This is a genomic window from Neisseria sp. HMSC066H01 (genome assembly GCF_001837375.1).
In the GTDB taxonomy this organism is placed as follows: Bacteria; Pseudomonadota; Gammaproteobacteria; order Burkholderiales; family Neisseriaceae; genus Neisseria.
This window is the reverse complement of sequence record NZ_KV832195.1, coordinates 382,680-401,626: the sequence shown is the minus strand read 5'-3', so window position 1 is coordinate 401,626 and position 18,947 is coordinate 382,680. Positions and strand designations below refer to the sequence as shown.

The window sequence follows — 18,947 nt, the reverse complement described above, 5'->3', positions numbered from 1 at the left end:
AAAAAAAGCGGCGATACCTTTCAGTACCGCCAAAGCTGCTTTGGTGATAAAAACTAAACTTTATTTGCTTGCGCAACGGAAGCCCAAGTTATTTAAAACATATTTGGACTGCAGACTGGTGCGGATGCCGTAGCGTAAGAATGCCGCATAGTTGGACGGATCGCTTGAACCCACGGATGCGCCGCTACAGAACATTTGCGTATTGGACGAGCTGGCAGAGAGTTGGCTGCTGTTGAAGTCTTCAGTCCATTCCCAGATCAGGCCGTGCATATCGTATACGCCCCAATAGTTGGGTTTGTTTTTACCGATGTCGCGCAGACCGTTGCGACCGCCGTCTGCATACCAATCCAAGATGGTGCGGTTATAGCCAGGCTCGGCAGAGCCGTCTTTTTGAGTGGCAGAAGCCAAGCCTGCAAATTCCCACTCGTCAATAGTCGGCAGGCGTTTACCTTTGGAAACGCAGTAAGCATTCGCGGCGAACCATGAAACATTAGTTACCGGATGTTTGAGTTCGCTGGCTTTAGGAGCAAAACTGTTGCTGCCGTTCTTTACCCAATGTTTCAGGTAAGCTTTTTCAGCATGTCTGGAACTGATTTTGCCTTTTTGCCATTGCGGATGCGTGTTCACAAATTCGGCAAACTCAGCATTAGTCACCGGATATTTGTCAAGCTGGAAGGGTTTGACTTTAATAAGGGAAGTTTCTTTTTTGAGATAGAGAGGACGGTAGCTGCCTCCTTCGATTTTTACCATTTCGGCAGCAAATGTATTGCCGCAGATTAAGGCACTGCCTAAGAGGAGGAGTTGTATGAGTTTCATGGTACGCCCTTATTATCGATTGAAACAGAAAATTTATTTTTCAGATAGCCTAATCATAACAAGGCCGTCTGAAAAATCAATCTGTCTGATTTGAACAGGAAGATTAATCGTGATGGAAGCCACTGCGGCTCTAAAGAGTAGGGCAGCAGTGGCTTGGCGTATTAAAAACCGAGAGATTATTTAGCGGCTTCAGAAGCACCAGACGCAGCTGCTGGAGCAGAAGTGGCAGCACCGGCAGGTTGGTAAACGGTGTCGCTCAGTTTTTTGGTCATGATTTCAGGGTTTTCATCACCCTCAACTTTCAATTGACCCAAAGCACCTTTGTTGAACGCACGGAAGATAGAGTGGTCAACCAAAGTGTAGCTGCCTGGAACGTCGACTTTGAATTCGATCATGGCGGCGCCACCGGCAGGAATCACAGTGCTTTGTACGTTTTCGTTAATCAGTTTACCACCTTCAACATATACTTTGTCGAAGATTTCGCCGATAACGTGGAAAGAAGATACCAAGTTAGGACCACCGTTACCAACGTACAAACGAACAGTTTCACCAGTTTTAGCTTTCAGAGCGTTGTCGCCTGCGATAGAGCCTACGTGACCGTTGAATACAACGTATTCAGGTTGTTCAGCAATCGCTTTATCCATATCGAAAGGTTGCAAGCCTTGAGCACCTTTTTTACCTTTAGTATAGAAGTCGCCTTGTACGATGTAGAACTCTTTGTCCACTTTAGGCAGACCTTCTTTAGGTTCAACCAAGATCAAACCGTACATACCGTTGGCGATGTGCATACCTACAGGAGCAACGGCACAGTGGTAGATGTACAAGCCAGCTTGCAGTGCTTTGAAGCTGAAGGTAGAAGTGTGGCCAGGAGCAGTAAAGCTAGCTTCTGCACCACCGCCTGGACCGGTTGCAGCGTGGAAGTCAACGTTATGAGGAACGGTAGAAGAAGGGTGGTTAGAGAATTCAACTTCAACAGTATCGCCTTCACGTACACGGATCATTTGGCCCGGAACGTCGCCGTTGAATGTCCAGTAGTGGTACTCAACACCGTCTTCCATGGTCATGGTTTTTTCAACGGTTTCCATTTTAACGCGTACTTTAGCCGGATGATCGCGATCAGTTGGAGGTGGAACTTCCGGAGCGTGAGTTACGATGGCATCGATTACAGGCAGTTCTGAAGAAGGAGTTTCTGCAGCAGCTTGTGGGTTGGAAGCGGCAGGAGCTTCAGCAGAAGCGGTAGCAGCTGGAGTTTCAGCAGGTTTAGCAGCTTGCTCGCCACATGCGGCCAGTGCAAATACAGAAGCGATAAGTGCAGCTAAGGTTTGGCGTTTCATGTTTAAAGTTTCCTTATAGTAAGAAAAGTTAAGAATCCTGATAGGATGGTTCGAAGTTTTGTATGATTATGTAGGCGCTTGTTTGGACATATTTTGATATAAATCAAATTGTTCAGGGAATATGAATCTTTTACTACCTAAATACTCCTTTAGAAGTATAAAAAAATACATCGAAAAGTTTATTTTTGTGTGAAAATGTTAGCGAAAACTTAACACAAAATACGATAAAGGAGGGTTTGTATAGGCAAATGGGAATCAATATCATATAAGTTGATGGTTTTAAAGGAATATTATTGACAAAATATTTCTTTACTTTTAAAACCGTGATACAATCTTTAACATTCATATTTGATGAATTAATACCCAACCACTTTTTACCAAAATCAAGGAGTACTCAAAATGGGACAGTACAAGAAGCTTTGGTACTTGCTGTTTGCCGTACTGGCAGTATGCTTTACCATTCTTGGTTATATGGGTAGCGAGGTCTATAAAAAGGCTCCGCCATACCCTGAACAAGTCGTTTCTGCATCCGGCAAAGTCCTGATGACCAAAGACGATATTTTGGCAGGTCAATCTGCATGGCAAACTACCGGCGGTATGGAAGTTGGCTCTGTATTGGGTCACGGTGCATACCAAGCTCCGGACTGGACTGCCGACTGGCTGCACCGCGAGCTGGTTGCATGGTTGGATCTGACTGCGCAAGAAACTTACGGCAAAAAATTTGACGAAGTTTCTCCTGAGGAACAAGCTGTTCTGAAAACCCGTTTGGCTGACGAATACCGCAACCAAAGCCGTATTAAGGAAGACGGTTCTGTCGTTATCAGCGATACCCGCGTGAAAGCGATCGAAAGCATTCTGCCTTACTACCACGGTGTGTACAGCGACGATCCTAAGTTCCAAACCACTCGCGAACACTTTGCAATGAAAAACAACACATTGCCAAGCCAAGAAGCGCGTGAAAAACTGTTCAACTTCTTCTTCTGGACTTCTTGGTCTGCTTCGACCAACCGTCCTGACGAGAACTTCACTTACACCAACAACTGGCCGCACGAGCCTTTGATCAACAACGTACCGACTACTGAAAACTACATGTGGTCCTTCACCAGCGTGGTATTGTTGCTGATGGGTATCGGCTTGCTGATGTGGGGTTACTCTTTCTTGACCAAACACGAAGAGGTTGAAGTACCTACTGAGGATCCTATTTCCAAAGTACAACTGACTCCTTCTCAAAAAGCGTTGGGCAAATATGTATTCCTGACTGTTGCGCTGTTTGTCGTACAAGTACTGTTGGGTGGTTTGACTGCTCACTATACTGTCGAAGGTCAAGGCTTCTACGGTATCGATACCGCACTGGGCTTTGAAATGGCCGACTGGTTCCCATATGCGTTGACCCGTACTTGGCACATCCAATCCGCTATTTTCTGGATTGCAACCGGCTTCCTGACAGCAGGTCTGTTCTTGGCTCCGATTGTGAACGGCGGTAAAGATCCTAAATTCCAACGTGCCGGTGTGAACTTCCTGTACATCGCCCTGTTCATCGTAGTCGGCGGTTCTTATGCAGGTAACTTCTTTGCTTTGACCCACATCATTCCGCCTGAGCTGAACTTCTGGTTCGGTCACCAAGGTTACGAATACTTGGATCTGGGTCGCTTCTGGCAACTGTTGCTGATGGTCGGCTTGCTGTTGTGGCTGTTCCTGATGCTGCGTTGTACTATCTCTGCCTTTAAAGAAAAAGGTACAGACAAAAACCTGTTGGCTATCTTCGTAGCTTCTATGGTCGGTGTGGGTGTGTTCTATGCTCCTGGCCTGTTCTACGGTGAAAAATCTCCAATTGCTGTGATGGAATACTGGCGTTGGTGGGTGGTTCACCTGTGGGTAGAAGGCTTCTTCGAAGTGTTCGCTACTGCAGCCTTCGCATTCATCTTCTACAACATGGGCTTTGTTCGCCGTAGTACTGCTACTGCTTCTACTCTGGCCGCCGCCGCCATCTTCATGTTGGGCGGTATCCCAGGTACATTGCACCACTTGTACTTCTCCGGCTCTACCTCTGCTTCTATGGCAATCGGTGCATGTTTCTCCGCTTTGGAAGTTGTGCCTTTGGTTCTGCTGGGTCGTGAAGCTTACGAACACTGGTCTTACCAACACCTGTCCGACTGGGCAAAACGTCTGCGTTGGCCTCTGATGTGCTTCGTAGCAGTTGCCTTCTGGAACATGATCGGTGCCGGCGTATTCGGCTTCCTGATTAACCCGCCGATTTCCCTGTTCTACATCCAAGGTCTGAACACTACTGCAGTTCACGCTCACGCAGCTCTGTTCGGTGTGTATGGTTTCTTGGCTCTGGGCTTCGTATTGCTGGTTGCACGCTACCTGAAACCTAATGCTCAATTTGACGACAAACTGATGACTTGGGGCTTCTGGCTGCTGAACGGCGGTCTGGTGGGTATGATTGCCATCAGCCTGTTGCCGGTCGGCGTGATTCAAGCTTACGCTTCTATCACTCACGGTCTGTGGTATGCGCGTAGCGAAGAGTTCCTGCAAATGGAAATCCTGGATACCCTGCGTTGGGTTCGTACCGCTGCTGACTTGATCTTCATCGGTGGTGCTGTCTGCGTTGCTATCCAAGCTACCAAAATCGTATTCAGCCGCGATAAATAATCTTAAGCTGAATTAAATCGAAGGCCGTCTGAAAAGTTTTCAGACGGCCTTTCTGTTATAATTTCAACATTCTTAAATTGACAAGACAAAACATTATGTTCAACCAAGCTGCTCAAGAGCTGACCACTGTTCGCGATTTATTGCGTTTCGCCGTCAGCCGTTTTAATGATGCCGGACTGTTTTTCGGACACGGAAGTGATAATGCCCATGACGAGGCAGCCTATCTGATTTTGCACACTTTGAACCTGCCTTTGGATATGTTGGAGCCTTATTTGGATGCCAAATTGTTGCAAAGTGAGAAGGAGGAAGTGTTGTCCATTATCGAACGTCGCGCAGTTGAGCATATTCCTGCCGCGTATCTGACGCATCAGGCATGGCAGGGCGAGTTTGATTTTTATGTCGATGAGCGTGTTATTGTGCCTCGTTCTTTCATTTATGAATTGCTTGGCGACGGTATCCGTCCTTGGATTGAACATGATGAGTTGGTGCACCGAGCTTTGGATTTGTGTACCGGTAGTGGCTGTTTGGCTATTCAAATGGCGCACCACTATCCCGATGCACAAATCGATGCCGTTGATTTGAGCTTGGATGCGCTGGAAGTGGCCGCGATCAATATTGAAGATTATGGCTTGGAAGACCGCATCAGCTTGGTGCATACCGATTTGTTTGAAGGTTTGGATGAAACCTACGACTTAATCGTTTCCAATCCGCCTTATGTTGATGCAGAATCTGTGGAAGCGTTGCCTGATGAATACCTGCATGAGCCGGAATTGGCTTTGGGTAGCGGAGAAGATGGTTTGGATGCTACACGCCAAATCATTTTGCAGGCTGCGAAATATTTGAATCCGAAAGGTGTATTGCTGGTTGAAATCGGCCACAACCGCGAAGTATTGGAGGCGGCTTATCCGGAATTGCCGTTTACTTGGTTGGAAACCAGCGGTGGCGACGGGTTTGTATTCTTATTGACCCGTGAGCAATTGTTGGGTGAAGAATAAATTGTTTTAATGTAATTGAAATAGAGGCCGTCTGAAAAAAATCAGACGGCCTCTATTTTGTAATGTCTTTAATGTCTTAAGAAAATACAAACGCCTATGATATGTCGGTTGTGAAATCCAAGCAGGGTTTGAAACTATGGCTTATAATATTTGTCATAGATTTAAATGCCGGTAGATTTTTATTACTGACTTTTTGTAGAACATATACTGCCAAACCCAATATTATGAATAATTGTTTAAAATCAGGCCTGTTGGCTGCTGTTTTATTCAGTACGCCCGTTGTCGCTTTTGCCCAGCAATATACCGTTTATTTCAATCAAAACGGTAAACTGACGGCAACCATGCCTTCGGTTGCTTATGTCCGCCAATACAAAATTGCGGCAGGCAAGGCGCAGGTTCAGGATTTTTACTATCCATCAATGAAAAAATATTCTGATCCGTACGAGATACCTGCTGGTCAGATTAAGGTTTTTGTGCCTGCTCTGGACAATGGCACGCTGACCCTGTGGCATTTTAATGGGCAGAAAAAGATGGTTGGCAGCTATCGCAACGGCAAGCCGCACGGCGAGTGGATTAACTGGTATCCAAACGGCAAAAAATCTGCGGTCATGCCTTATCAAAACGGCTTGAGTGAGGGCGTAGGCTCTCGTTATTACCGCAACGGCGTCAAAGAAAGCGAAATCCAATTCAAGCACGATAAGGCCAACGGTCATTGGAAACAATGGTATTCAGACGGCAGCCCGAAAACTGAAATGATGATGAGCAATGATAAACCGACGGAGATTATCAGTTGGGATGAAAATGGCCGCATTGTGTCTGAATTGAGTATTCGCAACGGCAAACGCAGCGGCATTATTTTGGATTGGTATGATGATGGTGCGAAGAAATCCGAGTTGGTTTATAAAGACGACCAGTTGGTGAAAAAAACCTTTTGGGATACAGATGGATACGTTCTCGAATAATTTTGACAATAAAAAACCGCAGGCTGATCGGCTTGCGGTTTTTTGTGTGTTACATACAGCCTTTGTTTTGGCACAGGGTAAATAACGGCGCGCCGCTTTCGCGGATTTTTTTGCCACCGTCCAAGTCGGTAAACTCCAAAATAGCAGCTGTTTCGATTACTTCGCCGCCCAGTTTGCGGATCAGCTCGACACCTGCCAGCATGGTGCCGCCAGTCGCCACCAAATCATCTACCAATAAAACGCGTGCGCCCGGCTTGATGGCATCGGTATGGATTTCTACCGTTGCTTCGCCATATTCCAAAGCGTAACTTTGAGAGACCGTATCAAACGGCAGTTTGCCTTTTTTACGAATGGGAACGAAGCCGACATTCAGTTGATAGGCCAAAGCCGCACCAATGATGAAACCGCGCGCGTCCAAGCCTGCCACAACGTCAACTTTTTGCCCCATATAGCGGTAAACCAGCAAATCAACCAGCAGGCGGAAATATTCTGCGCTTTGCAAAACGGGAGTAATGTCATGAAACAAAATCCCTTTTTGCGGCCAGTTTTCAATTTTACGGATTTTGTCCGCCAAAGCTTCTACGCCCATTACTTCAGGATGAATCAACATTTCGACATTCCGAAATCAAAAAGTTTTTAACACGACATTGTAGCGATCATATGCAAACTTGCCAAATTAATCGATACAATAGCCAAATTTTGCAACAGGCCGTCTGAAATTCCGAGAAACATTGTGTTGTGTTATAATTTACAGATTCATACCATCGGCTGAATTACCATGCAAAATCACAAAAAAGGCAATATTTTCATCATTTCCGCCGCTTCGGGCACAGGCAAAACGACTTTGGTGTCGCGCCTGTTGAAAAATCATGACGATATCCGTGTTTCCGTTTCTCACACCACGCGCCAGCCGCGCGAAGGAGAGGTGCATGGTGTGCATTACCACTTTGTCCCCAAAGACGAATTTGAATCACTGATTGAGCAAAGAGCCTTTTTGGAACACGCCAATGTGTTCGGTAACTATTACGGCACCAGCATCGCCGGCGTAAATTCGTTGAGCGAAGAGGGCTATGATGTGATTTTGGAAATCGATGTGCAAGGTGCGGCGCAAGTGCGTAAATCGTTGCCTGAAGCCAGCAGTATTTTCATACTGCCGCCTTCCTTTGAGGTATTGGCGCAACGTTTGATCGGCCGTGGTACGGATAGCGAAGAAGTCATTCAAACACGCCTGTCCAAAGCCCGTCACGAGATTGAACAATCTGTTTTGTTTGATTACGTCGTCGTGAATGACGATTTGGATCGTGCCGAAGCCGATTTGTTCCACATCATTAAAGCAGGCCGTCTGAAAAAATCCGCCCAGCAGGGATTTATCTCAAACCTGTTGGAAAATTCGTAAAAAACAGCGAAAATAACCGTTTATTTGAAACATAGAAAGAAAGCAAGCAAACATGGCCCGTATTACTACTGAAGACTGTACAGGTAAAATCCCTAACCACTTCGACCTCACCCTCGTTGCCGCCCGTCGCGCACGCCAACTGGAAAACGGTAACACGCCTTTGGTTGACGATATCCGCAACAACAAACCAACCGTAACCGCCCTGCGCGAAATCGCAGCCGGACAAATCGGAACCGAGCTTTTGACACGCAACAAATAAAGCAACCGGCAAACCGATAAAACCGCCGTGCGGACTGTATCGGTGCAATATAACAACCGATACAGTCTGACGGCTAAAAAAAATAGCCATAAAAGGCCGTCTGAAAATGCCAGCCCCACTGCCTACCGCTCCTTATGACCCGTTGACAGCAGAAGCGCGCGATCTTCTGTTTCGCACCGCATCCTATCTCAATGAGAATGAACAGGCCGAGCTTGAAAAAGCCATTGCCTACGCTTTTCATGCCCATGACGGACAAACCCGTAAGAGCGGCGAACCCTACATTACCCATCCCCTTGCCGTTGCCACGCAGCTTGCGATTTGGCACATGGATGTTCAGGGCCTTTGCGCAGGCGTTATGCACGATGTGTTGGAAGATACGGGCGTAACCAAAGTCGAAATGGCGGCGGAATTCGGCGATACCATTGCCGAAATGGTAGACGGCCTCTCCAAACTGGAAAAACTCAAATTTGAAGATCATGCCGAGCATCAGGCGGAAAGTTTCCGCAAACTGATCCTCGCCATGACTAAAGACGTGCGCGTCATCGTCGTCAAACTGGCCGACCGATTGCACAATATGCGCACGCTCGGCTCTATGCGTCCGGACAAGCGCCGCCGCATCGCCAAAGAAACCCTCGAAATTTATGCTCAAATCGCCAACCGCATCGGTCTGAATAACGCGTATCAAGAGCTTCAAGACTTATCGTTCCAAAACCTTCACCCAAGCCGCTACGAAACCCTGAAAAAAGCAATGGACAACAGCCGCAAAAACCGTCGCGATGTTGTCGGCAAAGTGCTGCGTGCATTCAGTCAGCGTTTGGTCGGTGTCAATATTGAAGCCAAAATCAAAGGCCGCGAGAAAAACCTATACAGCATTCATCAAAAAATGCTGGCTAAAAAACTGCGTTTTGCCGAAGTAATGGATATTTACTGCTTTCGGGTCATCGTCAACAGCATTCCTGCCTGTTATGCCGCATTGGGTGCATTGCATAATTTATACCAACCCAAGCCCGGCCGTTTCAAAGACTATATTGCCATCCCGAAAAGCAACGGTTATCAAAGCCTGCACACGACCTTGGTCGGCCCTTACGGTTTGCCGATCGAAGTGCAAATCCGTACGCGTGAAATGGATGCCGTAGCCGAGGGCGGTATTGCCGGCCATTGGATTTACAAATCCGGTGAAAACACTCCGGATCAGGCCGTCCTCCATATGAACCGATGGATGAAAAATATTCTTGACCTGCAAGCCAGCAGCTCAAATGCTATCGAGTTTCTGGAGCATGTCAAAGTCGATTTGTTCCCCAACGAAGTCTATATCGTTACCCCGAAAGGCGATATCCTTACCTTGCCGAAAGGTGCGACGCCGATCGACTTTGCCTATGCCGTTCACACCAATATCGGTCATAAAACTGTTGCTGCGCGTATCAATAACGTCATGATGCCGTTGCGTACCAAGCTGAAAACTGGCGATACGGTAGAAATTATTACTTCCGAGCATGCCAAGCCTAATGTGGCATGGTTGAATTTTGCCGTTTCCAGTCGTGCGCGCAGCGCCATCCGCCAATACATTAAAAATCTGAATCGTCACGATGCCGTTGTTTTGGGTGAAAACCTGCTGCAAAAAGCTTTATCCAGCCTGCTGCCTAAAGATGTTTTGCTTTCAGACGACCTCAAAGAAAAATACCTTGCCGATTTGAATACCAAACAAACCTCGTTTGAAGAGGTTCTCTACAATGTCGGTATGGGGCATACTTTGCCGGTACACGTTGCCATGCACATTGCCGAGTTGGCAGGCCAACATTTCGGCAGTGAGGTTAAACTCAGCCCGATTAAAGTCAACGATCAAGAGACCGGCCGGATTCATTTTGCCGAATGTTGCCATCCGATCCCCGGCGATCCGATTCGCGCCTTATTGGTCAAAGACAAGGGCATGATTATTCACCGTGATACCTGCCAAACTTTGGTTAAAGCCGATCCGGAAGAGCAGTTGGATGCCGGTTGGGACAGTATGCGTAATCAAACGTATCGCACCATCCTCAACGTCAAATCCGAAGATGCCCATGGCTTGTTGGCTTCAATGGCGCAAGCGATTTCCAACTCGGGTGCGGATATCGAATCTGTCGATACGCCGACCAAAGCGCAAGCAGGAACGGAAGGCTTTGTGGAATTTAAATTCACAATTAAAGTCAAGGACTTGGATCAGGTTAATCAGATTGTTCATGAGATGCATGCCAATCCGAATATCCGCAAAGTAATCCGAGGATAATCTGTAATAAGTATGCTAAGAAAAGGCCGTCTGAAAGTATGTTCAGACGGCCTTTTGAGTATGTACAAAAAACTTCTTTCGGTTTGTTTTGAAGAAAAATAATGCTTCAGGTTGGATTTAACTCAACCAAAAACGGAAAACCAAGAAGAAAACCAAGGCCAAAACGCCGGCCCAAACCAGCAACATGAATCCGGCCACTGCCTGACCTAAGCGGTAAACAGGGTTTTTGCGTTCGTCTTCGAGTAGGGGATTGGATGTATCGTGTGGTTTGTCGGACATGATGAAGCTCTGATTGGATTATTGAATGAAAGCGTAAGGGTACGCCGATAGCCGTAAAGATTCAAGTGGGAATGATTATTGATAGAAGTCTTCGTCTTCATTCCACGCGGTTTTTAAGGCCGTCTGAATGGTGTCGGCACCAAAGCCGCGATAGGCAAGGAAACGCGCCTGTTTTTGTTTTTCTTTCAAATCTTGGGCTTCTTGCTTGAATTTTTTACGCAAGACGGAAATAGCGGTTTGAAGCTCGTCCTCCCTATCAGGTAGGAACTCCCGACAGTCGTCTGCATCGATGCCTTGTTGTGCCAAGGCTTGCTTGAGACGGAGCGTGCCGTAACGATTGCTTTTGCTGTGAATATAGGCTTCTGCATAACGCTGGTCGGATTGCCAATTTCGTTTGGCGAATTCATCCAAAACCTTTTCCAATTCTTCTTCGCTTTCAGCGTGCGGGGCCAGTTTGCGTTTCAAACCGACGCGGCTGACTTCTTGACGGGAAAGAATATCTAAGGCGCGGGCACGTAAGGTTTTAGGGGGTCTCATGGGATATGGCGGAGGTGAGGTAACTACATTGAATTACATTTTCAGACGGCCTGATTGGGAAAAATAGCCGAAAAGGCCGTCTGAAAATAAAGCCGAATTATTCTTCGTCTTTATTTTTTTGCGGTTGCAGATTTTCGTAGATTTCAGGCAGGGTGCGAATCAACAAATCAGGTTTGGTCGCTTTGTCTTGAGAGAGCAAAGTCATGTCGCCGTATCCGAAGGTTACGCCGATGCTGAAGCAACCGGCCGCTTTGGCGGCAAGAATATCATTTTTAGAGTCGCCCACCATCAGCATATTGGCAACATCGATGCCCAATACTTCGGCCGCATGCTGAAGCGGCAATGGGTTGGGTTTTTTCTCTGTCAGGCTGTCGCCGCCGAGAACCAGGCTGAAATAGCCGTCGAGATTGAGCTGTTTCAGCAGCTCGGCAGCCAGCACTTCATTTTTGTTGGTAATGACAACCAGCGGGATGCCCAAGGATTTGAGCAGGCCGAGGCCGGCTTCGGTTTCAGGATAGGGGCGGGTAAAGTCGCTCAAGTGCTCGTGATAATATTTCATAAAGAACACAAAGCCTTTTTCCCAGATTTCAGGATCGGCTTCTTTTTCACGATCATGGGTGATGACACGATGAACCAATTTGCCGATGCCGTCGCCGACATAACTTTCAACCGTTTGAGTGGGTAAAACAGGCAAACCCAGGTATTCGCACATGGCTTGGGCGGCGGCGGTCAAATCCGGGATGGAATCGCATAAAGTGCCGTCCAAATCAAAAGCAACGGCTTGAACGTGTTCTAAAGTAGCAGCGGTCATTAAATAGCTTTCTGTCATATCATTTAGGGCGTTATTTTAGCATTATTTCCCCGATTTGCCGATGTTTTGCTGATTTTTCAATGGCTGCTTGTTTAAATTGTTAACAATTTTCGCAGGCGTAGGATTGGTTGTTTGTCGGGAAGGGTGGAAGTGATTTTGTCAACAAAAAGGGAGCTTGGGTAGGTATTGAAAAACAAAGAGTTTGTATCGTTTTTGGAAAGGGTTTGAGAAATATTGGGGCTGGGCCGTCTGAAAATTTTGAGTCAAGGCGTCTATATTTTCAGACGGCCTCAAACTAAATTCATATATAAATGAATGGATTTGCTTTTTATTGACTACATGCTATTACATTTTCTCCCGTTTTTGTATATAGTAACAAGTATGGCTCTCGTCTAATCATGTGTATGAAAAGGAAAAATACATGTCCGCATCTGCTGTTAAAGAAACACTGAATCCGTTTGAAATTGCACAAAAACAAGTAAAAATTGCCTGCGATCGCCTGAATGCCGACCCGGCAGTATTTGAAATCTTGAAAAAGCCGCAACGTGTTTTGGAAGTGAACTTCCCTGTCAAACTCGACAACGGTACAGTAGAAAATTTCACCGGTTACCGTTCCCAACACAATAACGCCGTCGGCCCTTACAAAGGCGGTGTGCGCTTCCATCCCAATGTGAATCTGGACGAAGTCAAAGCCCTGTCTATTTGGATGACCATCAAATGCTGCGTAGCCGGTATTCCTTACGGCGGCGGCAAAGGCGGCATCACTTTGGATCCGCGCAATTATTCCGAAGCAGAATTGGAACGCATCGCCCGCGCTTATTCCGAAGCCATTTCTCCGCTGATCGGCGAGAAAATCGACATTCCCGCCCCCGATGTGAACACCAACGGCAAAATCATGTCTTGGATGGTTGATGCCTATGAAAACGTGGTAAAACATTCCGCACCGGGCGTATTTACCGGCAAACCGGTTGAGTTCGGCGGCTCTTTGGCGCGTACCGAAGCCACCGGTTACGGCGTAAACTTCGCCGCCGTCCAAGCTTTGGAAAAACTGGGCAAAGACGTGAAAGGTGCCACTTACGCCATTCAAGGTTTTGGTAATGTGGGCTACCACACCGGTTACTATGCACACAAATCCGGTGCGAAAGTCGTTGCCGTATCTACTGTTGACGTTGCCATCTACAACGAAAACGGCTTGGATATGGAAGCGCTGTTCAAAGAATACCAAGAAAAAGGCTTTATCACCAATGAAGCCGGTTACGGTAAAGAAATCAGCAATGCCGAACTTTTGGCTTTGGATGTGGACGTACTCGCCCCTTGTGCATTGGAAAACCAATTGACTTCCGAAAATGCAGGCAAAGTCCGCGCGAAAATCGTGGTTGAAGGCGCAAACGGCCCGACTACTCCTGAAGCCGACGTTATCCTGCGTCAAAACGGCGTATTGGTTGTTCCTGATATTTTGGCAAACTGCGGCGGTGTGGTTGTATCTTATTTCGAATGGGTACAAAACCTGCAAGGCTACTACTGGGAGTTTGACGAAGTTCAAGAGAAAGAAACCGTTGTCCTGCGCCGTGCGTTCCGCGATATTTGGAACTTGGCTCAAGAATACGATGTTGACCTGCGTACCGCTTCTTACATGATGAGTATCCGCCGTGTTGAAAAAGCAATGAAACTGCGCGGTTGGTATTAATCGGTTGACCGATAGCTAAGACAAGGCCGTCTGAAACCTGTTTTCAGACGGCCTTGATGTTTTTAATAAGAGCCTTTACAAATTTTAATCCACCTTGATTCCATTTCAATCAAACTCAGCTATAATCCCCTTTTTTGACCTTTCCGGAAAAGACATAATCATGAACAAAACTTTCAAATTCAGCGCATTGGCTTTGTCTGCTCTGTTGGCGATGACTGCTTGCAACCAACAAAAAGACACTGCCGCCAAAGATGCTCCTGCTGCTTCCGCAGCTTCAAATGCGACTGCAGATGCTTCCGCCATCGGTTCTACTGCCCAACAAGCCAGCTACGCAATGGGTGTGGACATCGGCCGTTCATTGAAACAAATGAAAGACCAAGGCACAGAAATCGATTTGAAAGTCTTCACCGAAGCCATGGAAGCCATGTTTGAAGGCAAAGAAGTCAAAATGACTGAAGCCCAAGCTCAGGAAGTGATGATGAAATTCCTGCAAGAGCAACAAGAAAAAGCGGCTGCCAAACGTGCTGAAGATGCCAAAGCAAACTTGGAAAAAGGCGAAGCGTTCTTGAAAGAAAACGCGACTAAAGAAGGCGTGAAAACCAGCGCTTCCGGTCTGCAATACAAAATCACCAAAGAAGGCGAAGGTAAAAAACCGACTAAAGACGACATGGTTACCGTTGAATACGAAGGCCGTCTGATTGATGGTACCGTATTTGACAGCAGCAAAGCCAACGGCGGCCCAGTCAGCTTCCCTGTAAGCCAAGTCATTCCAGGTTGGACTGAAGGTATCCAACTCTTGAAAGAAGGCGGCGAAGCAACATTCTACATCCCGGCTAAATTGGCTTACCGCGAAGTGGGCGCCGGCGATAAAATCGGCCCGAACGCCACTTTGGTATTTGACGTGAAACTGGTTAAAGTCGGCGCACCTGACGCTGCCGCACAACAACCAGTACAAGTTGATGTACAAAAAGTTCAATAATCCGAATCAAGGCTTACGCCCTTAAACAACGGATAAAAGGCCGTCTGAAAAAATTCCGTTTCAGACGGCCTTTGTTCCAAACTAACAAGGAATTATGATGAAAAATATCGTCATCCTTATTTCCGGACGCGGCAGCAATATGCAGGCGATTGTGAATGCCGATATTCCCAATGCCAACATTGCAGCCGTATTGAGCAACAACGAGACCGCAGCCGGATTGGCATGGGCGGCAGAGCGCGGTATAGCCACCGACAGTTTGAACCATAAAAACTTCGACTCGCGTCTGGCATTTGATCAGGCCATGATGGAGAAAATCGATGCCTATCAGCCGGATTTGGTGGTATTGGCGGGCTTCATGCGCATTTTGACCCCGGAATTCTGCGCCCATTATGAAAACCGCCTGATCAACATCCATCCGTCCATCCTGCCTTCCTTTACCGGTTTGCATACCCATGAACGCGCATTGGAAGCAGGTTGCCGAGTGGCAGGCTGCACCATCCATTTCGTGACGCCCGAGCTGGATTGCGGTCCGATTATTTCGCAAGGCATTGTGCCGATTTTGGACGGCGATACCGCCGCCGACGTTGCCGCACGCGTGCTGACGGTTGAACACCAGCTGTTTCCGCAAGCCGTTGCCGACTTTGTTGCAGGCCGTCTGAAAATCGAAGGCAATCGCGTTTTGAATGCACAACGCAATGCCGCCGGTCAAAGCCTGTTGGCTTAATTAAAACACCATACACACAAGGAAAACATCATGAATCCGATTAAAACAACCCTGCTGACACTTTCCCTGCTCACTGCCTCCATTGGCGCACAAGCCGCTGAATTGCCGCAATCTGCCGTTTTGCAATACTCAGGCAGCTACGGTATTCCTGCGACCATGACCTTCACACGCAGCGGCAACCAATACAAAATCGTCTCTACCATCAAAGTACCGCTTTACAATATCCGCTTTGAATCCGGCGGCAGCATTAACGGCACGACCTTGAATCCGTCTTACTACAAAGATGTACGCGGCGGCAAAGTGTATGCCGAGGCCAAATTCTCCGGCGGCAACATCACTTACGGCAAAGCAGGTGATTTGAAAACCGAAAAATCCGGCCCGGCCATGGACTTGTTCACTTTGGCATGGCAACTGGCCGCCAATGACGTACGCCTGCCGTCAGGTTTGAAAATTACCAACGGTAAAAAACTGTACACCGTCGGCAGCATGAACAAAATCGGCAGCGAAAGCTATAAACTGAACGGCGGTACAACGCCTGTAAGCAAATATCGCGTCCGCCGCGGCGACGATACCGTTACTTACTCGTTTGCTTCCGATATCGACAATATCCCTGCGCAAATCAGCTATACCGATGACGGTAAAACCTACAACCTGAAACTGACTTCCGTCAAAATCAACGGTAAAGTAGTGAAACCGTAATCTTTATTTGCTCAAACAAGAAGGCCGTCTGAAAAGTTTTCAGACGGCCTTTTATCTTTACAGCAACACAATATCGTATTGTTCCTGCGTGTAGGCAGTTTCGACAGCCAGCGAAATCGGTTTGCCGATAAAGTCTATCAACATCGCCAACGATTGCGATTCTTCGTCTAGGAACAAGTCGATGACATTCGGAGCGGCCAAGATGCGGAAGGCTTGAACATCGTAGCGGCGCGCTTCGCGGACGATTTCGCGTTGGATTTCGTAGCACACGGTTTGCGGCGTTTTCAGACGGCCCCGGCCTTGGCAGGAAGGGCAGGGTTCGCAGAGGATTTGGCTTAAGTTTTCACGCGAGCGTTTGCGCGTCAGCTCGACCAAACCCAAACTGGTGAAACCGTTGAGGGTAACGCGGGTACGGTCGAAGGCGAGGGCTTTGGCAAGCTCTTGCAGGACGGCTTCGCGGTGGGCTTCCTGCGCCATATCGATGAAGTCGATGATGATGATGCCGCCGAGATTGCGCAGGCGAAGTTCGCGGGCGATGGTGTGGCAGGCTTCGAGGTTGGTGCGGAAGATGGTTTCATCAAAATTGCGTGCGCCGACGAAGCCGCCGGTGTTGACGTCGATGGTGGTCATGGCTTCGGTGGACTCGATGATGAGGTAGCTGCCGAAGTTGAGGTTGACGCGCGGTTGCAGGGCGCGGGCGATTTCCTGCTCGATGTTGTGGGTTTCAAATAGGGGGCGTTCGCCTTTGAACAGCTCGATTCTGCCCAATGCGCCTTGAACATATTGTTCGGCAAACTGGGTCATGCGTCGGTGGTTTTCGGTGGAATCGACCAGGATTTTGTGCGTATCAAGGCTGAACATATCGCGCAATACGCGCAGGCTCAAAGGCAAATCTTGATAGAGCAGGGTTTCAGGCGGCTGGATTTTCGCCTGTTTTTGAATGTGTTCCCACACTTTGGTCAGATAGTTGATGTCTGATTGCAGTTGGTCATCGGAGGCGTTTTCAGCGTTGGTGCGGATGATGTAGCCGTGGCAGGCGTTTTCGGGCAGCAGGTTGTTGAGGCGCTCCCTCAGACTGTTGCGTTCGGCATCGTCTTCAATGCGTTGGGAAATGCCGATGTGGTCTTCTTGCGGAAGATGAACGAGGAAACGGCCGGCCAGTGAGATTTGGGTGGATAGGCGCGCGCCCTTGGTATTGATGGGGTCTTTGATGACCTGAACCAAGACAGACTGGCCTTCAAAGAGCATGTGTTCGATGCGTTGGGTTTCGTCCGGATTGCGGCGTTGTTCGAGGACGTCGACGATATGCAAAAACGCGGCGCGTTCCAAGCCGATATCGATGAACGCGCTTTGCATGCCGGGAAGGACGCGTTTGACGACGCCCAAATAAATATTGCCGACCAAGCTATGGCCGCTGTTGCGCTCGATGTGCAGCTCGCAGATATTGTTCTCTTCCAAAACAGCCACACGCGTTTCTTGCGGCGTGATGTTGACGAGGACGGTTTCGGGCGGACGCACGGCGTCCTTGGGGATGGGAATTCCTGAAAGCATGGGGATACCTGATTTTGAATAGAAAAACTTTTGCGAAGTGTTCTTCTTCAAAAAAACAAATGGCAAAAGTCATTCATCGAAAGCGCTTATCATACTTTAATTATGGGTTTTCCGCATCTGCGCAGATGTTTACAGTCAAGAGGCCGTCTGAATGTTTTTTACAACCGTACAGCGGGAACACTTGTAAAATAACGCTTATGCCCATATAGTCATGAACATTGGTATTTTGGAAGAAATCATGCAAACCGTTACTGTTTATACCGGTCCATATTGCCCGTACTGCACCATGGCGAAAAGGCTGTTGCAGGCGGTGGGTGTGAAAGAAATCAACGAAATCCGCATCGACGGCAATCCGGAAGTTTTTGCCGAAATGCAGCAGCTTTCCGGCCAGCGCAGCGTGCCGCAGATTTTTATCGGCGACACCCATGTCGGTGGCTTTACCGATTTGTACCGCTTGCAGCAGGAAGGCAAGTTGGACGAATTACTGAATCCTTAACCCTTAACTTAGGAAAATAAAATGAGCGAAGAATTGCAACCCGTATTCAGCGTTGAGCGTCTGTATGTAAAAGACTTGTCTTTGGAAGTGCCTCATGCACCACAAATCTTCTTGGAACAAGGCGAGCCTGAAGTCGATATGCGTGTTTCTACCGGCAACACCAAACTGGAAGACGGCTTCTACAGCGTTGACGTTACCGTTACCGTGACTGCCAAACTGAACGAAGAGCGCACCATGTTCTTGAACGAAGTTACCCAAAGCGGCATCTTCCGTCTGGAAAACATTCCTGAAGAAGACGTACAATTGCTGCTGGGCGTTGCTTGTCCGAACATCCTGTTCCCTTACGCACGCGAAGCCATTTCCAACAGCGTAACCCGCGCCGGCTTCCCACCTGTATTGCTCGCTCCGATCAACTTCGAAGCCATCTACCAACAACAACAGGAAGCTAACGCTTAATCGCGTTATACCTAAATTGAGGCCGTCTGAAACATTGCGTTCAGACGG

The 18,947-nt window shown here is 47.8% G+C and carries 19 protein-coding genes; 12 read left to right on the top strand and 7 right to left on the bottom strand.

Features of this window, described 5'->3' with window-relative positions; all coding sequences use genetic code 11:
- Nucleotides 1-60: 60 nt before the first annotated feature.
- Nucleotides 61-816, bottom strand: a complete 756-nt coding sequence (locus HMPREF2551_RS08730; RefSeq protein WP_070838486.1) for a formylglycine-generating enzyme family protein — start codon at nt 814-816, stop codon at nt 61-63.
- A gap of 176 nt (nt 817-992) precedes the next feature.
- Complete coding sequence (nirK, locus tag HMPREF2551_RS08725) at nt 993-2,150, bottom strand: copper-containing nitrite reductase (RefSeq protein WP_070749063.1); 1,158 nt, start codon at nt 2,148-2,150, stop codon at nt 993-995.
- A gap of 399 nt (nt 2,151-2,549) precedes the next feature.
- Between nirK and HMPREF2551_RS08720 the strand changes: the two genes are divergently transcribed.
- The 3 genes from HMPREF2551_RS08720 to HMPREF2551_RS08710 all read left to right on the top strand — a co-directional run bounded on the left by HMPREF2551_RS08720 (nt 2,550) and on the right by HMPREF2551_RS08710 (nt 6,762).
- Nucleotides 2,550-4,805, top strand: a complete 2,256-nt coding sequence (locus HMPREF2551_RS08720) for a nitric-oxide reductase large subunit (protein ID WP_004519391.1) — start codon at nt 2,550-2,552, stop codon at nt 4,803-4,805.
- A 95-nt stretch (nt 4,806-4,900) separates the two neighbouring features.
- Complete coding sequence (gene prmB / locus HMPREF2551_RS08715) at nt 4,901-5,800, top strand: 50S ribosomal protein L3 N(5)-glutamine methyltransferase (protein ID WP_004519392.1); 900 nt, start codon at nt 4,901-4,903, stop codon at nt 5,798-5,800.
- 224 nt (nt 5,801-6,024) lie between these two features.
- Nucleotides 6,025-6,762 (top strand): toxin-antitoxin system YwqK family antitoxin, encoded by a 738-nt coding sequence (locus HMPREF2551_RS08710; RefSeq protein WP_049335445.1) that lies wholly within the window; start codon nt 6,025-6,027, stop codon nt 6,760-6,762.
- A 49-nt stretch (nt 6,763-6,811) separates the two neighbouring features.
- Here HMPREF2551_RS08710 and HMPREF2551_RS08705 read toward each other — a convergent pair whose 3' ends face one another.
- Nucleotides 6,812-7,372 carry an adenine phosphoribosyltransferase gene (locus tag HMPREF2551_RS08705; protein ID WP_003745823.1) on the bottom strand — a complete coding sequence of 187 codons (561 nt, stop codon included), beginning with the start codon at nt 7,370-7,372 and terminating at the stop codon, nt 6,812-6,814.
- Between the two features lie 168 nt (nt 7,373-7,540).
- Between HMPREF2551_RS08705 and gmk the strand changes: the two genes are divergently transcribed.
- From gmk to HMPREF2551_RS08690, 3 genes are all read left to right on the top strand, one after another.
- Nucleotides 7,541-8,158 (top strand): guanylate kinase, encoded by a 618-nt coding sequence (gene gmk, locus HMPREF2551_RS08700; RefSeq protein ID WP_003745825.1) that lies wholly within the window; start codon nt 7,541-7,543, stop codon nt 8,156-8,158.
- Nucleotides 8,159-8,210: 52 nt separating this feature from the next.
- The gene (gene rpoZ, locus HMPREF2551_RS08695) at nt 8,211-8,417 is read left to right on the top strand and encodes a DNA-directed RNA polymerase subunit omega (protein ID WP_003682294.1); all 207 of its coding nucleotides are present in this window, start codon (nt 8,211-8,213) and stop codon (nt 8,415-8,417) included.
- Nucleotides 8,418-8,523: 106 nt separating this feature from the next.
- The gene (locus HMPREF2551_RS08690) at nt 8,524-10,680 is read left to right on the top strand and encodes a RelA/SpoT family protein (protein WP_070838483.1); all 2,157 of its coding nucleotides are present in this window, start codon (nt 8,524-8,526) and stop codon (nt 10,678-10,680) included.
- 117 nt (nt 10,681-10,797) lie between these two features.
- Here the strand turns inward: HMPREF2551_RS08690 and HMPREF2551_RS10545 are convergent, their stop codons facing one another.
- The 3 genes from HMPREF2551_RS10545 to HMPREF2551_RS08680 form a co-directional block, all read right to left on the bottom strand.
- Nucleotides 10,798-10,959, bottom strand: a complete 162-nt coding sequence (locus HMPREF2551_RS10545) for a hypothetical protein (RefSeq protein ID WP_107858107.1) — start codon at nt 10,957-10,959, stop codon at nt 10,798-10,800.
- Between the two features lie 75 nt (nt 10,960-11,034).
- Nucleotides 11,035-11,496, bottom strand: coding sequence for a recombination regulator RecX (recX, locus tag HMPREF2551_RS08685; protein WP_070838481.1), 462 nt, complete (start codon nt 11,494-11,496; stop codon nt 11,035-11,037).
- A gap of 97 nt (nt 11,497-11,593) precedes the next feature.
- Nucleotides 11,594-12,307, bottom strand: a complete 714-nt coding sequence (locus HMPREF2551_RS08680) for a phosphoglycolate phosphatase (RefSeq protein WP_070838479.1) — start codon at nt 12,305-12,307, stop codon at nt 11,594-11,596.
- Nucleotides 12,308-12,728: 421 nt separating this feature from the next.
- Between HMPREF2551_RS08680 and HMPREF2551_RS08675 the strand changes: the two genes are divergently transcribed.
- The 4 genes from HMPREF2551_RS08675 to HMPREF2551_RS08660 all read left to right on the top strand — a co-directional run bounded on the left by HMPREF2551_RS08675 (nt 12,729) and on the right by HMPREF2551_RS08660 (nt 16,396).
- On the top strand, nt 12,729-13,994 hold the full coding sequence (locus tag HMPREF2551_RS08675) for a Glu/Leu/Phe/Val family dehydrogenase (RefSeq protein WP_003745834.1): 1,266 nt from the start codon (nt 12,729-12,731) through the stop codon (nt 13,992-13,994).
- Between the two features lie 160 nt (nt 13,995-14,154).
- Nucleotides 14,155-14,973: an FKBP-type peptidyl-prolyl cis-trans isomerase gene (locus tag HMPREF2551_RS08670; protein WP_003745836.1), complete on the top strand. Its 819-nt coding sequence runs from the start codon at nt 14,155-14,157 to the stop codon at nt 14,971-14,973.
- A gap of 97 nt (nt 14,974-15,070) precedes the next feature.
- Nucleotides 15,071-15,697 carry a phosphoribosylglycinamide formyltransferase gene (gene purN, locus HMPREF2551_RS08665; protein ID WP_070838477.1) on the top strand — a complete coding sequence of 209 codons (627 nt, stop codon included), beginning with the start codon at nt 15,071-15,073 and terminating at the stop codon, nt 15,695-15,697.
- Nucleotides 15,698-15,727: 30 nt separating this feature from the next.
- Nucleotides 15,728-16,396, top strand: coding sequence for a DUF3108 domain-containing protein (locus HMPREF2551_RS08660; RefSeq protein ID WP_070461397.1), 669 nt, complete (start codon nt 15,728-15,730; stop codon nt 16,394-16,396).
- 57 nt (nt 16,397-16,453) lie between these two features.
- On the opposite strand, the gene rng is transcribed toward HMPREF2551_RS08660, so the two are convergent.
- Complete coding sequence (gene rng, locus HMPREF2551_RS08655) at nt 16,454-17,947, bottom strand: ribonuclease G (RefSeq protein WP_070838475.1); 1,494 nt, start codon at nt 17,945-17,947, stop codon at nt 16,454-16,456.
- Nucleotides 17,948-18,185: 238 nt separating this feature from the next.
- Between rng and grxC the strand changes: the two genes are divergently transcribed.
- Nucleotides 18,186-18,443, top strand: coding sequence for a glutaredoxin 3 (gene grxC, locus HMPREF2551_RS08650; protein WP_003684090.1), 258 nt, complete (start codon nt 18,186-18,188; stop codon nt 18,441-18,443).
- 21 nt (nt 18,444-18,464) lie between these two features.
- Nucleotides 18,465-18,899: a protein-export chaperone SecB gene (secB, locus tag HMPREF2551_RS08645; protein WP_003745844.1), complete on the top strand. Its 435-nt coding sequence runs from the start codon at nt 18,465-18,467 to the stop codon at nt 18,897-18,899.
- The last annotated feature ends 48 nt before the right edge of the window (nt 18,900-18,947 follow it).

Excerpts from the sequence above, each read along its gene's own strand:
- HMPREF2551_RS08675 (WP_003745834.1), top strand. The coding sequence starts at position 12,729 with ATGTCCGCATCTGCTGTTAAAGAAACACTGAATCCGTTTGAAATTGCA.
- recX (WP_070838481.1), bottom strand. The coding sequence starts at position 11,496 with ATGAGACCCCCTAAAACCTTACGTGCCCGCGCCTTAGATATTCTTTCC.
- HMPREF2551_RS10545 (WP_107858107.1), bottom strand. The coding sequence starts at position 10,959 with ATGTCCGACAAACCACACGATACATCCAATCCCCTACTCGAAGACGAA.
- gmk (WP_003745825.1), top strand. The coding sequence starts at position 7,541 with ATGCAAAATCACAAAAAAGGCAATATTTTCATCATTTCCGCCGCTTCG.
- rpoZ (WP_003682294.1), top strand. The coding sequence starts at position 8,211 with ATGGCCCGTATTACTACTGAAGACTGTACAGGTAAAATCCCTAACCAC.
- HMPREF2551_RS08670 (WP_003745836.1), top strand. The coding sequence starts at position 14,155 with ATGAACAAAACTTTCAAATTCAGCGCATTGGCTTTGTCTGCTCTGTTG.
- rng (WP_070838475.1), bottom strand. The coding sequence starts at position 17,947 with ATGCTTTCAGGAATTCCCATCCCCAAGGACGCCGTGCGTCCGCCCGAA.
- HMPREF2551_RS08690 (WP_070838483.1), top strand. The coding sequence starts at position 8,524 with ATGCCAGCCCCACTGCCTACCGCTCCTTATGACCCGTTGACAGCAGAA.
- purN (WP_070838477.1), top strand. The coding sequence starts at position 15,071 with ATGAAAAATATCGTCATCCTTATTTCCGGACGCGGCAGCAATATGCAG.
- secB (WP_003745844.1), top strand. The coding sequence starts at position 18,465 with ATGAGCGAAGAATTGCAACCCGTATTCAGCGTTGAGCGTCTGTATGTA.
- grxC (WP_003684090.1), top strand. The coding sequence starts at position 18,186 with ATGCAAACCGTTACTGTTTATACCGGTCCATATTGCCCGTACTGCACC.
- HMPREF2551_RS08705 (WP_003745823.1), bottom strand. The coding sequence starts at position 7,372 with ATGTTGATTCATCCTGAAGTAATGGGCGTAGAAGCTTTGGCGGACAAA.
- prmB (WP_004519392.1), top strand. The coding sequence starts at position 4,901 with ATGTTCAACCAAGCTGCTCAAGAGCTGACCACTGTTCGCGATTTATTG.
- HMPREF2551_RS08720 (WP_004519391.1), top strand. The coding sequence starts at position 2,550 with ATGGGACAGTACAAGAAGCTTTGGTACTTGCTGTTTGCCGTACTGGCA.
- HMPREF2551_RS08710 (WP_049335445.1), top strand. The coding sequence starts at position 6,025 with ATGAATAATTGTTTAAAATCAGGCCTGTTGGCTGCTGTTTTATTCAGT.
- HMPREF2551_RS08680 (WP_070838479.1), bottom strand. The coding sequence starts at position 12,307 with ATGACCGCTGCTACTTTAGAACACGTTCAAGCCGTTGCTTTTGATTTG.
- nirK (WP_070749063.1), bottom strand. The coding sequence starts at position 2,150 with ATGAAACGCCAAACCTTAGCTGCACTTATCGCTTCTGTATTTGCACTG.
- HMPREF2551_RS08730 (WP_070838486.1), bottom strand. The coding sequence starts at position 816 with ATGAAACTCATACAACTCCTCCTCTTAGGCAGTGCCTTAATCTGCGGC.
- HMPREF2551_RS08660 (WP_070461397.1), top strand. The coding sequence starts at position 15,728 with ATGAATCCGATTAAAACAACCCTGCTGACACTTTCCCTGCTCACTGCC.